Below are 14,723 nucleotides of genomic sequence, written 5' to 3'. Positions count from 1 at the left end.
GGAGCTCTCTCCCCGGTTTTTCCCGTCTCCTCTTCCTGCTTTTTCGCAAAAATCGATAAAAATGCGTTTTGTCTTATCCGCTACAATTAACGTTTCTGACTGGCATATTATTCATCCTTAGGAAAGATCTTCAACAGAATCAATTAAGGACAGACACGTTAAAGGATAATTTTCTGATGACAAAATTACCCCGTTTTTCATTCGCCTTTCTTCATCCCCGTTACTGGCTAAGCTGGGCCGGCATTGCGGCTCTGTGGCTCATCATGCTGCTCCCTTATCCGCTTCTGTTCAGAATCGGTCATGGCCTGGGTCGACTGGCGATGCGCCTGCTTCCGCGCCGCGTCGAGATTGCACGCCGCAACCTGGAGCTCTGTTTCCCGGAGATGAAAAAGGCGGAGAGAGAGTCATTGCTGCAGCGTAATTTTGAATCGGTAGGAATGGGGGTAATCGAAACCGGGATGGCGTGGTTCTGGCCTGCATGGCGAGTGCGGAAATGCTTTACCGTAACGGGTTATGAGCACATGGAGAAAGCCAGAGCGCAAGGAAAGGGCGTGGTGCTGGTGGGAATGCATTTTCTGACGCTTGAGCTGGGCGCGCGGATATTTGGCATGCTTAACCCCGGTATCGGGGTTTATCGTCCTAATAATAATGCCCTGCTGGACTGGCTTCAGACGCGCGGGCGCCTGCGCTCCAACAAAACCATGCTCGATCGCCATGATTTAAAGGGCATGATCCGTTCGCTGAAGCAGAATGAAATTTTGTGGTACGCCCCGGACCACGACTATGGCAAAACCAACAGCGTGTTTGTGCCGTTCTTCGCGGTGCCGGATGCCGCGACGACGGCGGGCAGCTATATGCTGGTCAAAAGCGCTAACCCTGCCGTCATACCCTTTGTGCCGCGGCGCAGGGCGAATGGCACCGGCTACGAGCTGATTATTCTGGAAGATATCAGTGAGGCGTTGCAGGGCGGCGATAAAGAAGCCGTGGCGACGCAGATGAACAAGGCAATTGAGCAGGCCGTACGCATGGCGCCTGAACAATATATGTGGCTGCACCGTCGCTTCAAAACGCGACCTGAAGGTGTACCTGACCGTTATGCTCGCCAGAAACTGGCGGCTACACGGGGTGATATTCTCTCCGCCAGCGAATTTTCTGACCGCTCAGGCGTACAGCACTAAACCCTCAGCGATGCCCTCACCCTGCGGTGAGGGCATGACCAGCGCTACAGCGCAGAACGGCGGTACGGCGCATAGTCTGCCTGCCACCAGGTCTTCTCAATGCGCGCCATCAGGGTTTCATCATCTAAAGACGGCGCCACGCCTTGTTCAATGGCGGCCCGGGCGACGGCGACGGCAATCTGGCGTGAAACCGTTTCAATCTGATCTACCGGCGGCAGCAGTCCGCCTCTTTCCGTGGTCACCAGTGGAGACTGTGCGGCCAGGCTGCGGCTTGCTGCCATCAGCATCTCTTCCGTCACCCGGCACGCGTTGCAGGCCAGCACGCCAAGCCCCAGACCAGGGAAAATATAGGCGTTGTTACACTGGGCGATCTCGTAGTGCGTATTCTCCCAGAATACCGGAGCGAACGGGCTGCCGGTGGCCACCAGCGCGGCACCCTGTGTCCAGGCGATAAGATCCTGCGGCTGGGCTTCCGCCCGCGAGGTCGGGTTCGAGAGCGGCATGATGATGGGGCGCGGACAATGGCGATGCATCTCTTTGACGATCTCTTCGCTGAACAGCCCAGGCTGGCCTGAAACGCCGATCATCACCGTGGGATGCGCGTTCTTCACCACGTCCAGAAGGGAAATATTCTTCGCGTCCACCTGCCAGCTGCAAACGGCATCGCGCGCGGTAAGCAGGTTTTTCTGGAAATCGAGCAGGTTTGTCATGTCGTCGGTCAGCAGGCCGAAGCGATCGACCATAAAGATCCGGCTGCGGGCTTCGGACTCGGCCAGGCCGTCGTCCACCATCAGCGCCACAATTTTTTCAGCGATCCCGCACCCGGCAGAGCCGCTGCCCAAAAAGACCACGCGCTGATCGCGAATGCGCGTACCCGCGGCATGGGCCGCAGCCATCAGCGTACCGGCGGTGACGGCTGCCGTGCCCTGGATGTCATCATTGAAACAGCACAGCTGGTTGCGGTAGCGCTGGAGAAGTCGCGTGGCGTTTTTCTGCGCAAAGTCTTCAAACTGCAGGAGAACGTCGGGCCAGCGCGCTTTAACGGTGCTGACAAACATATCCATAAACTCAGCGTACTGGTCGTCGCTGATGCGCGGGTGGCGCCAGCCCATGTACATCGGGTCGTCGAGGTGTTGCTGATTATTGGTGCCGACATCCAGCATAATCGGAAGGGTAGAGGCCGGGTGGATCCCTCCGCAGGCGGTATAAAGCGACAGCTTGCCAATTGGAATGCCCATCCCGCCGATACCCTGATCGCCAAGCCCTAAAATACGTTCCCCGTCCGTTACCACTATCACGCGAACGTCGTTACGCGAAAAGCTTTGCAGCATCTCATCAATACGATGGCGGTTAGGCCATGAAATAAACAGGCCGCGCGCGCGTCGATAAATCGTGGAGAAATGCTCGCAGGCTTCACCGACCGTCGGGGTATAGATAATCGGTAACGTCTCTTTCAGATGCGAACGCAAGAGGTTATAAAAGAGAGTTTCATTGGTGTCCTGAATATTTCGCAGGTAAACATGACGCGAAATATCGCTTTTAAAATGGCAGAACTGCACCCAGGCGCGCTCGGTTTGCTCTTCAATGGTTTCAACGTTATGCGGCAATAATCCATGCAGATTAAAATTATCACGCTCTTCTTTAATAAATGCGAGGCCTTTATTTAGTAGCGGGTTTTCCAGCAATACGGCACCGTTATAGGGGGTGTACAGAACTTCTTTCCGGGACATGGTTAACTCCTGAATTTTTTTAACAAAACAGATTAAGAGATTAAATAAATCATGATGCCTTCGGTCACGACCCCGATGGCCGTGCCAATTAATATGGAAGAGGATGCGGTATCAATATAGGTATCGCTGCGCAACGCAAACATCCCCGCCGCAATCGCGGAAGGTGTTGCGCCAATAATTACGACCTGCTGTAGTAAGGTATGGCTCAGGCCAAAGGCGAGCCCGGCGGCGGCCATCATTGCTGGCTGAATTAAGTTTTTAATACTGATATTGGTAAATGTCTGCACGTTCAGTTTTGGACGTTCGCCGTAAAACAGCAGGCCGAGGGCAAACAGGGACAGTCCGCCTGAAACTTTGCCAACCATCTCAATAGGCATGCTGAGAATAGCAGGGATTTGCACGCCGGCCAGGCTGAGCAATACGCCGGAGACCGGGATCCAGACGATAGGGTTGCGTGCCGCTTTGATGAGGTTTTGCACGATCATCGCGCCCGGATGCAGCGCCTCCAGGCCATCATGACCGCTTTTATCACCCATACGAATCAGGACGATAGTCAGGGGGATCATGATAACGCTGGTAATAATATTGCCGATCAGCACGCCGATAAATCCTTCCGGCCCAATCAATACCGCCAGAACCGGTGCGCCAAAGTAGGCCATATCAGGAAAGGCGCAAACCAGAGACTGAATGGCGCTGGTTTTGATATCGTGGCGAAAAACGTAGCGTGAAATAAATAAGGTCAGCAAATACGATCCCATTAAACCGACCACCAAAACGGCCATAAAGGTCAGGTTCTTAATTTTATTTGGATCGGTATGCAATGCACCAATAAAAAGATGAAAAGGAAGGGCGAAACGAATCACCACGGTTGCCATGACGTTTGCATCTTCACGCCGGGAATATCCCAACTTTCCACTTAGCCATCCAAGTAACATAATAAAGACGAGTGGAAACAGTGACTGTAATAGTAATGAAGGCATAGTATTTCCTGTAGGGTATTTTATGTGTTTTATTGCAGCGCTAATCTAGCGCTTAGAAAGCAGGGCAGGAGTGACAAGGGTCACACTCTCTCTGGTTTAATTAATTTCAAAAAGATTGCATTAGTTGAATAACTAATGCTTTCGTCAAATATTGATAAGGCGCAAGAAAGCGATGCTGGTCATCATAAATAACTTTAGTTACTTAATGATGAATTAAGTTATTTAAAGATAAAGGGCCGTATTGTTCACATTTCTCCCGGCAGGCTCGTGATAATTTCATATTGAGCCTGGTTTAAGAAAAGGCCATCTAAGTCATTATTTATATTTAAAAACATTTATTCGTATCAGGAATAGCTCCAGTTTATTCCTTTCTCTGTATATCCGAACACAATTTTCAGGTGATTATATGAAAGATAATCCTGTACCGACTTCTGAGCTGTCTACCTCGCGTTTCGCCTTTGGGCTCAGCAATACCGAGGTGGGCACGGTCCCGTTGATGCTGTTCGTCGGGATTGCCGCCATTGTGGCGACGTCCGCCTGGGCAGGGCTGCTGCCGAAAAATATGATAGGTGGTCTCGCGGTCATCATGACCCTCGGTTTCGCGTTTGCCAAAGTGGGGCGTCAAATCCCGGTACTCAAAGATATCGGCGGCCCGGCGATCCTGTGCCTGATGGTCCCCTCCGTGCTGGTCTATTTTGGCGTATTCGGGAAACATACCCTTGATACCGTGCATCTGCTGATGAAAGAGGCGAATCTGCTCTATTTCGTCATCGCCTGCCTGGTAGTCGGCAGCATTCTGGGGATGAATCGGGTGCTGCTGATCCAGGGGATGATGCGCATGTTTGTTCCGCTGGTGGCGGGAACATGCATGGCCGTGCTGAGCGGCCTCATTGTGGGTTCACTGTTTGGTTATACGCCTTACCACACCTTCTTCTTCATCATTGTGCCCATCATTGGCGGCGGGATCGGCGAGGGGATTTTGCCGCTGTCCCTGGCCTATTCGGCAATACTGGGGCAGACGCCGGACGTCTACGTTGCGCAGCTTGCACCCGCTGCGGTCGTTGGGAATATCTTCGCCATTATTTGTGCGGGCTCGCTGGCGCGACTCGGCGCGAAACGTCCTGCGCTTTCGGGAAATGGCATGCTCACGCGGAGTAAAGACGACGCCAGCCTGTTTGCCGGGGCGCAAAGCACGCAGCAGACGGATTTTCATCTGATGGGCGGCGGGTTACTGATGGTGTGCGCGTTTTTCATCGTCGGCGGACTGTTTGAAAAACTGGTGCACATTCCCGGCCCGGTGCTGATGATCCTGATTGCCGTTCTGTGTAAATACTTCAGGGTGATCCCGGCCTCAATGGAGCAGGGCGCGCATAGCTGCTATAAATTCGTCTCGGCTGCGCTGGTCTGGCCGCTGATGATCGGCCTCGGGATGTTATACGTGCCGCTTGAGAGCGTGGTGTCGGTCTTCTCGGTGGGATACGTGGTGGTATGCGGTTCGGTTGTGATTGCGATGGCGCTGAGCGGCTACGTTATTGCGTCGCGTCTGAATATGTATCCTGTGGAAGCGGCCATTGTGACCTGCTGCCACAGCGGGCTGGGCGGAACGGGGGACGTGGCCATTTTGTCCGCGTCTAACCGGATGTCGCTCATGCCGTTCGCGCAGATCGCCACCCGCATCGGCGGCGCGTCGACGGTGATTTTCGCCACGCTTCTGATGGGCTGGATTATGGCGCACTGATCCGAAACGTCAGGATACTGAATCGCAACGACATTTACAGAGTGTCGCTGCGGTTCAGTCCTTTATAAATATCCCCGCGCTGTATAGAATTACCGCAGCCACAGCGACGGGATACCACACGATGACCGGAAGAGTTGATTATCAGATTGAAAAATATCTCCTGACCGAAGCCGCCGAACCGGAGCGCCTGACGCGCCAGTGGGCGGAGGTGCTGGAGGAGTGCCGTGAGCAACAGTCCGGTGCGGAGGATCGTCTGCGTCTCGCGCTGCTTAATGTGGATTACGTCACCAGCTTCGAGCTGCCGTTCAGGCTGCTCCTCACCCGCGCGCCCCAGCTGATTGACGCTGTCAGAAAAGAGCTTCAGCTCAGTCAGAAAAATGTTCTGTTTAACGGCAAGCGCTTTGGCTGCGTCTACAGCCTTAAACGGGATCTGGACGGCATACCTGACGAGTTTACCTATCACCTGAAGACGCGGATCCAGCGCAGTGACGCCACGGGTGCGACGGAAGCGTCTTACCGACAAATTGCCCAGCAGGTGAAAGCGCCAAAGGAACGCCTCAAGCTGGCGCTGGACAACGGGCTGTCTGTAACCGCGCTTGACGGGCTTTTCTGGTTTGGCATTCAGCGCATCGCGGCCGATGTACAACGGCTACGCAAAACAGGGATGCGGATAGTGACGTCCAACGCCGAGGTGTTCGATACGCTGACCAAAACAACCCGGCAGGTCCCGGTCTATCGCCTGGAAGGGACTCAAATTACTTAACCTGCAGCAGGATCGCCATCAGTCCCGGAAAGCGGGTATCCAGATCGTCTCGTCGCAATGAAATCATGTTTTCGCGTCCCTGCGGACGCTGCCAGATGACCCCGCTGTCGCGCAGTACGCGCCAGTGATGGGTCATCGTGGACTTCACCACATCTTCCGGGCGCAGCGCGTTACAGCTCAGTTCGCTGCCGTCGGCCAGCCGGCGAATTATCGCAAGCCGGAGCGGGTTGCCGAGGGCAAACAGCACATTTTCCAGCAGTATTTGTTCAGTTTCAGGGTGGTTAGGGATCATCGTTTTCCTGCGTATGGCGTCAGATTGAGCTATATCAACAATAGGTCAACCCTTAAAAAATAGTTCGATAATACTCGTACAATAGGACTATTATAGCAAACGAACGAATGCACGACCATCCTGGTCGTCACAGACAAGTCATAAGACTTAAGGAAATATCATGCCCCGACCCATCCCTCTCGAACGTTATCGCAACATCGGTATCTCCGCGCATATCGATGCCGGTAAAACCACCACCACCGAGCGCATCCTCTTTTATACCGGGATGAGCCACAAGCTGGGTGAAGTACACGATGGCGCGGCAACCACAGACTGGATGGCGCAGGAGCAAGAGCGCGGGATCACGATTACCTCGGCGGCCGTCAGCTGCTTCTGGCCGGGTATGGACAGAGGATATGAACCGCACCGGATCAACATCATCGACACACCGGGGCACGTGGATTTCACCATTGAGGTGGAACGTTCCATGCGCGTGCTCGACGGCGCCGTGATGGTGTATGACTCTGTGGGCGGCGTGCAGCCGCAGTCGGAAACCGTCTGGCGTCAGGCCAATAAATATCACGTCCCGCGTCTGGCCTTCGTTAACAAAATGGACCGTCCGGGTGCCGATTTCTTCCGCGTCGTGCGGATGATGCAGGAACGCCTGAAGGCCAATCCGGTGCCGATTGTCATCCCGGTAGGTGCAGAAGATCGTTTCACCGGCGTGGTGGATCTCATCAAGATGCGCACTATTCTGTGGGACGATGCGACTCAGGGCATGGTGTTTACCTATGCGCCCGTGCCGGATGATTTAGTCAGCACCGCCCAGGAGTGGCGTGAAAAAATGGTCTCTGCGGCTGCGGAAGCCAGCGATGAACTGATGGACAAATACCTGGAAACGGGCGATCTGTCGGAAGCGGAAATCATCAAAGGGTTGCGTATTCGCACTATCTCGGGCGAAATCCAGCCGATGCTGTGCGGCAGCGCGTTCAAAAACAAAGGCGTGCAGCGCATGCTCGATGCGGTGATTGAGCTTATGCCGTCGCCGCTGGACGTGCCTGCTATTGATGGCGTGGATGAAAAAGGGCAGCACGCGGAGCGTCACCCGAGCGATGATGAGCCGTTCTCGGCGCTGGCGTTCAAGCTGATGAGCGATCCGTACGTCGGGCAGCTAACCTTTATCCGCGTCTACTCTGGCGTGCTGCGTAAAGGCGACGCGGTGTATAACCCGGTGAAAGGGAAGAAAGAGCGCATCGGGCGAATCGTACTGATGCATGCCAACGATCGCCACGAGGTGGACGAACTGCGCGCCGGGGATATCGCGGCCTGCGTGGGGCTGAAAGACGTGACCACCGGTGACACGCTCACCGATCCGAACGCCGTCATTACGCTTGAGCGCATGGAGTTCCCGGATCCGGTGATTTCGCTGGCGATTGAGCCGAAAACCAAAGGCGATCAGGAGAAAATGGGGATCGCGCTGCAGCGTCTGGCGGCGGAAGATCCGTCTTTCCGCCTGCATACTGACGAAGAGTCCGGCCAGACCATTATCTCCGGGATGGGTGAGCTACATCTTGAGATCATCGTCGACCGCATGAAGCGTGAGTTTGGCGTCGAGGCGAACATTGGTCGTCCGCAGGTAACCTACCGCGAAACCCTGCGTAAAACGGTGAAGGATATCGAAGGCAAATTTGTCCGTCAGTCCGGCGGCAAAGGGCAGTACGGCCATGTGGTGCTGAGCCTGGAGCCGCTGGAGCCTGGAAGTGGTTTTAAATTTGAAGATGCCACTAAGGGCGGCGTGGTTCCGCGCGAGTATATTCCGTCCGTTGAGAAAGGGCTGCGGGAAGCGATGAACAGCGGCGTGCTGGCCGGCTATCCGGTTGTAGACGTCAAAGCGACGCTGACGTTTGGCTCGTATCATGACGTTGACTCCTCGGAGATGGCGTTCCGCATGGCGGCGATCCTCGGCTTTAAAGAGGGCGCCCGCAGGGCGGACCCGGTGATCCTTGAGCCGATCATGCATGTGGAGGTGGAAACGCCGGAAGAGTACGCCGGTAACATCATGGGCGATCTCTCTTCCCGTCGCGGTATGGTGCAGGGGATGGCGGAGCAGTACGGCAGCCAGATTATTCGCGCTGACGTGCCGCTGGCCGAGATGTTTGGCTATGCCACGACATTGCGCTCGATGTCCCAGGGACGCGCGACGTATACGATGGAGTTCCATCATTTTGCGGAAGCCCCGCGGAATGTTGCGGATGAGATTATTGCGCGTCGTGCGAAGTAATACGGTCACCCTCTCCCAACAGGGGGAGGGTTTTCTCAATCAAGCGCCTTCACCATCTTCCCGCTCGCCACAAACGTCCCGGCCCCAAGATGATGCAGGGTATTCAGCTTATCCCCGTCAAACTGCCAGCGTCCGGCGACAAACGCGCGTTCATCAGCTGCCGCTGAAACCACTTCACCAAACAGCGTATCGTATTTTTCTGCCGCGGAGGTGACGGGTAGTAACCGACACTCCATCCACGCCAGACATTTTTCTTCAATCATCGGCAGGCCAAGCTCAGGACCGTTCACCACCGGGATCCCGTAGCAGTTGAATTTGTCTTCATCGCGCCCGCTGACGCTACCGACCGCGTATGTCCAGTTGGCCGCCGCCACGCCGGGGATGACGATGCCAAACTTCCCGCTGCGCTCGATCAGCTCGCGTGACCAGGTACTTTTATCCACGACGATCGCGATGCGCGGCGGTTCAAACTCAACGGGCATTGACCATGCGGCGGCCATCACGTTACGTCTGTCGAGGCTTTCATCCCGACTGGTGATAAGCACAGTAGGGCCGTGGTTCAGCAGACGGCTGGCATGACGTAATTCAACAGGGCGAAAGTGGCTCATAGGATCTCCTCATCTACACCGATGATTATGGCGAAAAAGCACGTAAATCAAAGTGAGTGGGTAAAATTAGTTTATAAACAGAACATCACAATCAAAGGAAACTGATGCATGTCCCCATTCCTGACCGCCTTTTTCGCCCGCATCGGCTGGACGCAGCCGACACGGGTGGATATCGATACCCTGCGCGCGCTGCATTTACATCACAACTGTGCGATCCCTTTTGAGAATATCGATGTCGTTCTGCCGCGCGAAATCCAGCTTGACGATCGGTGCCTCGTTGACAAGCTGGTCACCGCACGTCGCGGAGGCTACTGCTTTGAGCAAAACGGCCTGTTCGAGCGCGTATTGCGTGAGGTCGGATTTACGGTGCGCAGCGTGCTGGGACGCGTGGTATTAGCGAGTCCGCCGCAAATGCCGCCGCGCACGCATCGCCTGCTGCTGGTTGAGCTTAACGGTGAGCGCTGGATAGCCGATGTCGGGTTTGGCGGCCAGACGCTGACGGCGCCGATTCGCCTGCTCGCTAATGAAGAACAGGAGACGCCGCACGGGCTGTACCGTCTGCTGAGCGAGGGCAACGACTGGGTGCTGCAGTTCCGTCACCACGAGCACTGGCAGTCGATGTACCAGTTTGACCTGACGACGCAGTATTTCAGCGATTACGTGATGGGGAATTTCTGGTCGGCGCACTGGCCGCAGTCGCATTTCCGTCATCATCTGTTGATGTGTCGCCATCTGCCGGACGGCGGCAAGCTGACGCTGACCAACTTCAACTTTACCCACTGGCAGAATGGCCATGTGGAGGAGCAGATCCATTTGCCGGATGCCGAGGCGCTTTACCAGTTGATGCAGGAACGCTTTGGACTGGGCGTTGACGATGCAAAACACGGATTTTCCCTGGCGGAGCTAACGGCGGTAATGGCGGGCTTTGATACACATCCTCAGGCCGGGAAATAATGCGCAAAGAGGGGGCTGTTGGCCCCCGACAACTTCACTTCTGAGACGGGGGAGTAAATAACTCGAGGGTGATTAATTTATCCAGATGATTGTTAAACGCGGTTTCATCCATTTCGGGCATGTTTAAGATATACATCCCGTCAAGACCGCATACCAGGCCAATCAAGCGCCAGGCGATATTTTCTGCCCGATCGCCAGGACGAAATACCCCGGCCTCCGTTCCCGCGCCGATCAGCGCCACCGTTTCCTGATGCCACATTTCCATGGTCATCACATAGGCGCCTTTGATATCGGCATCGCGGCTGGCCAGGATCTGCGCTTCGCGCCACAGGCGAATATAGGGCTCGAACCTGCCGTCATCGCTGCCGAGCATGGCATGAAGCTGCTCCCGCCATCCCGCCTGTTTACCCGCGACATCCGCATCTAACAGCTCGCGAATTAACCGTACGAAGGCCAGCGATTTTAGCTCTCCGCCAGAGGTAAAATGATGGTGAACCTGTCCGGTCGCAACCCCGGCTTCAGCCGCAACGCGGCGTACCGTCATTGCCGCCAGTCCTTCGGCCAGCGCCACGCGCATGGCGGCCTGTAAGATGGCTTCGCGCCGTTCATCCTTGCTCAGATATCGCATCGTTACTCACTCTCAATGGGAACGAAACGAGTGTAACAAAAAGCTGGACACGCGTTCAACTTTACGTAGGATCGCAATCTGGACATGTGTCCAGGTTTAAACTGAAAAGGAAATTTATGTTTCGTCAGTGGTTAGCGTTAGTGATTATCGTGCTGGTGTATATCCCGGTCGCGATTGACGCGACGGTGCTGCACGTGGCGGCGCCAACATTGAGCATGACGCTGGGCGCCAGCGGTAACGAATTATTGTGGATCATCGATATCTACTCGCTGGTGATGGCGGGTATGGTGCTGCCGATGGGCGCCCTGGGGGATCGGATTGGTTTTAAACGACTGCTAATGATTGGCAGCACGCTGTTTGGCCTGTCGTCGCTGGCGGCAGCGTTTGCCCCTTCAGCAGGATGGCTGATCGCGGCGCGCGCCTCGCTGGCGATCGGTGCTGCAATGATCATTCCTGCCACCCTGGCGGGGATCCGCACGCTGTTTACCGACGCGAAAGATCGCAACATCGCGCTCGGCGTCTGGGCGGCGGTCGGTTCCGGCGGGGCGGCGTTTGGCCCGCTGATCGGCGGTATGCTGCTGGAGCATTTTTACTGGGGATCGGTGTTTTTAATCAACGTGCCGATTGTGCTGGTGGTGGTTTCGCTGGCCGCGCGTTTTGTCCCTCCTCAGCAGGGACGCCCGGAGCAGCCGCTGAATATCAGCCATGCCATCATGCTGATCGTGGCGATTTTGCTACTGGTCTACAGCGCCAAAACCGCGCTAAAAGGCGCGCTGTCGCCGTGGCTGGTGGCTTCCGCGCTGGTGAGCGGCTCGGTGCTGTTGTTTATCTTTGTGCGTATTCAGCTTCGCGCCCGCGTACCGATGATCGACATGCGCCTGTTCTGTCACCGCATCATTCTGAGCGGCGTGGTGATGGCGATGACCGCCATGATTGCCCTGGTCGGGTTTGAGCTGCTGATGGCCCAGGAGCTGCAGTTTGTTCACGCCTTTACGCCGTTTGAAGCGGGCATGTTTATGCTGCCGGTGATGGTCGCCAGCGGGTTCAGCGGGCCGATCGCGGGCGTGCTGGTTGGGCGTTTGGGGCTACGCATCGTCGCGGCCGGCGGCATGGGGCTCAGCGCCGTCAGTTTTATCGGCCTGTCGACGCTCGACTTCAGCACGCAGCAGTGGCAGGCGTGGGGGCTGATGGTGCTGCTCGGCTTCAGTGCCGCCAGCGCGCTGCTGGCCTCGACCTCGGCAATTATGGCTGCCGCGCCGAAGGAGAAAGCCGCCGCAGCGGGGGCGATTGAAACCATGTCCTATGAGCTGGGGGCCGGGCTGGGGATCGCCATTTTTGGTCTGCTGTTGACCCGCAGCTTCTCGGCGTCGATTGAGCTGCCGCAGGGGCTGAACGCCTCGCTCGTCGACAAAGCCTCGTCATCGATTGGTGAAGCGATGAAGGTGGCGCAGAACCTGACGCCGCATCTGGCTGAGCCGGTGATTGAGGCGGCGAAAAGCGCGTTTATTACGTCCCACAGCGTGGCGCTGGGCAGCGCGGGCGGAATGCTGCTGTTGCTGGCAGTGGGGATCTGGTTTAGCCTGGCGAAGGTCAATCCGCAGTAAACAGCGCAGTAAAACAGGGCGAGCGGTTGGCGCGGGCGGGGCTGATGGGCTATGTTTTTTACAGGATTATCTGACTCTTGCTGGAAAATATGAGCTCTCGCCACAGCAGTGATGCGTCCCAACCGCTTTCCCGGTTAACCCTGCTTGCGGGGGGCGCGCTGGGCGTCGTTTTTGGTGATATCGGCACCAGCCCGCTTTATACCTTCCGGACGGTGCTTTCGCTCTCAGAGCATGACCCTACGCCAGGCGTCATCCTGGGCCTGCTCTCTCTTATTACCTGGACGCTTATCCTGGTGACCTCCATCAAGTATGCCGCCTTCGCCATGCGAATTGATAATCATGGTGAGGGAGGCATTATGGCCCTGATGTCGCTTCTGGTGGAAAAAGGCAAAGGCGGTCGCTGGGTCATTTTTGCTGCCCTCATAGGCGCCGCGTTAATTTACGGAGATGGCGCGATAACCCCTGCCATCTCCGTGCTTTCCGCTCTGGAAGGGCTGGAGATGGTCATTCCGGAGTCCCAGCCGTACATATTACCCCTGACGGTGGCGGTGTTGCTTGCGCTGTTCCTGATCCAGCCTTTTGGTACCGCCCGCATAGGGAAGATATTTGGCCCGGTAATGGCGCTGTGGTTTCTGGCGATTGCGGTCCTGGGCGTGCGGGGGATTGTTCAGCACCCCTCGGTATTGCTGGCCCTCAATCCTGCGTACGGCATCGCGTTTTTGTTTTCGAACGGGCACACCAGTTTCCTGGTCCTGGGCGGCGTATTTCTCTGCGTGACGGGGGCCGAGGCGCTGTATGCCGACATGGGGCATTTTGGTAAAAAGCCCATCTGGCTTGCCTGGTACGGCATCGTCTTTCCTTCGCTGCTGCTCAACTATGCTGGTCAGTCAGCGCTGATTCTGGCCGGTGCCGACAGCAAACAAAATCTATTCTATACGCTCTGTCCGCCAGCCCTGCAGGTACCGCTCATCATTCTTGCCGCGCTGGCGACGATCATCGCCAGTCAGGCGATTATTACCGGCGCTTTTTCCATGACGCGTCAGGCGATTCAGCTCGGCTGGCTACCTCGATTACGCATCAAGCAGACGGCGGCAGAAAGCTACGGTCAGATTTATATCGGGATAATCAACTGGCTGCTGATGGTAGTAACCATCGGGCTGGTGGTGTTCTTTAAATCCTCAGATAAGCTTGCAGCGGCGTACGGGATTGCCGTGTCATTAACTATGCTGACGACTACGGGGCTGTTGTTTGTGGCGATGCGGGAAGTGTGGCGCTGGAGCCTGGCCAGCAGCGCGGTTATTGCCCTCTGCTTCCTGGTGATTGATGCCACCTTCTTGTTTGCCAATCTGATTAAGGTCCTGGAGGGCGGCTATATTCCGCTGCTGATGGCCGCAGCGATTTGTACGGTGATGCTGATTTGGCACCGCGGCGTTAAGGCGGTATCCGCATCGGTGGGCGAGAAGGGCGTCAGCGTGGATGCGTTCTTTGCCCAGCTACAGCAAAAGACGGTGCCCAGAGTGGCGGGATCTGCCGTCTTTTTGACCCGCACGCAGAACAATATCCCGCCGGTAATGCGCTGGCACGTCGCGCGAAACCGGGCGCTACAGCAGGACGTGTTGTCGCTGACCATTGATATTCTCAACGTGCCCTACGTCGGAGAAGAGCAGCGTATCAGGGTGGAACAGCGCGCGCCGGGCTACTGGCACGGCGTAGCGCAATATGGTTTTATGGAACACCCGGACATCCCGCGTTTGTTGCAGGGCGTCAGCGAGATTAACGCGCTTTTCGCCACCGATGACGCCACCTGGTATGTCGGGCATGAAACCATTGTGGCAGGCGAAGGCGGGTCCGGTATGGCGGCCTGGCAACGGCACATTTTTGCCTTCATGAAGCGCAACTGCACGCACGTCATCAACCACTACCATCTTCCCAGCGATCGGGTGGTTGAAATTAGCCGGCGCGTTGCCGTCTAGCGTCGCTCGCGCCGT

At 56.1% G+C, this 14,723-nt stretch carries 12 protein-coding genes; 7 read left to right on the top strand and 5 right to left on the bottom strand.

Features of this window, described 5'->3' with window-relative positions:
• Nucleotides 1–176 precede the first annotated feature (176 nt).
• Nucleotides 177–1,178, top strand: a complete 1,002-nt coding sequence (locus PUP35_RS11280; RefSeq protein ID WP_274239464.1) for a Kdo(2)-lipid IV(A) acyltransferase — start codon at nt 177–179, stop codon at nt 1,176–1,178.
• 44 nt (nt 1,179–1,222) lie between these two features.
• Here the strand turns inward: PUP35_RS11280 and PUP35_RS11275 are convergent, their stop codons facing one another.
• Nucleotides 1,223–2,908 (bottom strand): NAD-dependent malic enzyme, encoded by a 1,686-nt coding sequence (locus PUP35_RS11275; RefSeq protein ID WP_274239463.1) that lies wholly within the window; start codon nt 2,906–2,908, stop codon nt 1,223–1,225.
• A gap of 32 nt (nt 2,909–2,940) precedes the next feature.
• The gene (locus PUP35_RS11270; protein WP_115875230.1) at nt 2,941–3,888 is read right to left on the bottom strand and encodes an AEC family transporter; all 948 of its coding nucleotides are present in this window, start codon (nt 3,886–3,888) and stop codon (nt 2,941–2,943) included.
• Between the two features lie 406 nt (nt 3,889–4,294).
• Here PUP35_RS11270 and PUP35_RS11265 point away from each other — a divergent pair, with 406 nt between their 5' ends.
• The gene (locus PUP35_RS11265; protein WP_271367978.1) at nt 4,295–5,626 is read left to right on the top strand and encodes a 2-hydroxycarboxylate transporter family protein; all 1,332 of its coding nucleotides are present in this window, start codon (nt 4,295–4,297) and stop codon (nt 5,624–5,626) included.
• 121 nt (nt 5,627–5,747) lie between these two features.
• Nucleotides 5,748–6,389, top strand: a complete 642-nt coding sequence (locus PUP35_RS11260; RefSeq protein WP_274239462.1) for a helix-turn-helix domain-containing protein — start codon at nt 5,748–5,750, stop codon at nt 6,387–6,389.
• Here PUP35_RS11260 and PUP35_RS11255 read toward each other — a convergent pair.
• The gene (locus tag PUP35_RS11255) at nt 6,382–6,681 is read right to left on the bottom strand and encodes an ArsR/SmtB family transcription factor (protein WP_149366980.1); all 300 of its coding nucleotides are present in this window, start codon (nt 6,679–6,681) and stop codon (nt 6,382–6,384) included. The genes PUP35_RS11260 and PUP35_RS11255 overlap by 8 nt on opposite strands.
• 160 nt (nt 6,682–6,841) lie before the next feature.
• On the opposite strand from PUP35_RS11255, the gene fusA reads away from it, so the two are divergent.
• The gene (gene fusA, locus PUP35_RS11250) at nt 6,842–8,941 is read left to right on the top strand and encodes an elongation factor G (RefSeq protein WP_127731047.1); all 2,100 of its coding nucleotides are present in this window, start codon (nt 6,842–6,844) and stop codon (nt 8,939–8,941) included.
• A 35-nt stretch (nt 8,942–8,976) separates the two neighbouring features.
• Here the strand turns inward: fusA and PUP35_RS11245 are convergent, their stop codons facing one another.
• On the bottom strand, nt 8,977–9,549 hold the full coding sequence (locus PUP35_RS11245; RefSeq protein ID WP_127731045.1) for a flavin reductase family protein: 573 nt from the start codon (nt 9,547–9,549) through the stop codon (nt 8,977–8,979).
• 108 nt (nt 9,550–9,657) lie between these two features.
• Between PUP35_RS11245 and nhoA the strand changes: the two genes are divergently transcribed.
• Nucleotides 9,658–10,503, top strand: coding sequence for an N-hydroxyarylamine O-acetyltransferase (gene nhoA / locus PUP35_RS11240; RefSeq protein ID WP_274239461.1), 846 nt, complete (start codon nt 9,658–9,660; stop codon nt 10,501–10,503).
• Nucleotides 10,504–10,537: 34 nt separating this feature from the next.
• On the opposite strand, the gene PUP35_RS11235 is transcribed toward nhoA, so the two are convergent.
• On the bottom strand, nt 10,538–11,131 hold the full coding sequence (locus PUP35_RS11235; protein ID WP_115875218.1) for a TetR family transcriptional regulator: 594 nt from the start codon (nt 11,129–11,131) through the stop codon (nt 10,538–10,540).
• A 116-nt stretch (nt 11,132–11,247) separates the two neighbouring features.
• Between PUP35_RS11235 and PUP35_RS11230 the strand changes: the two genes are divergently transcribed.
• Nucleotides 11,248–12,735, top strand: a complete 1,488-nt coding sequence (locus tag PUP35_RS11230) for an MFS transporter (RefSeq protein WP_274239460.1) — start codon at nt 11,248–11,250, stop codon at nt 12,733–12,735.
• 89 nt (nt 12,736–12,824) lie between these two features.
• Nucleotides 12,825–14,708, top strand: a complete 1,884-nt coding sequence (locus tag PUP35_RS11225; RefSeq protein ID WP_274239459.1) for a potassium transporter Kup — start codon at nt 12,825–12,827, stop codon at nt 14,706–14,708.
• Nucleotides 14,709–14,723 lie beyond the last annotated feature (15 nt).

The sequence above is a fragment of the Enterobacter sp. S-33 genome, from assembly GCF_028735835.1.
GTDB lineage: Bacteria > Pseudomonadota > Gammaproteobacteria > Enterobacterales > Enterobacteriaceae > Enterobacter > Enterobacter vonholyi.
This window is presented reverse-complemented; position numbering and strand designations above follow the sequence as displayed.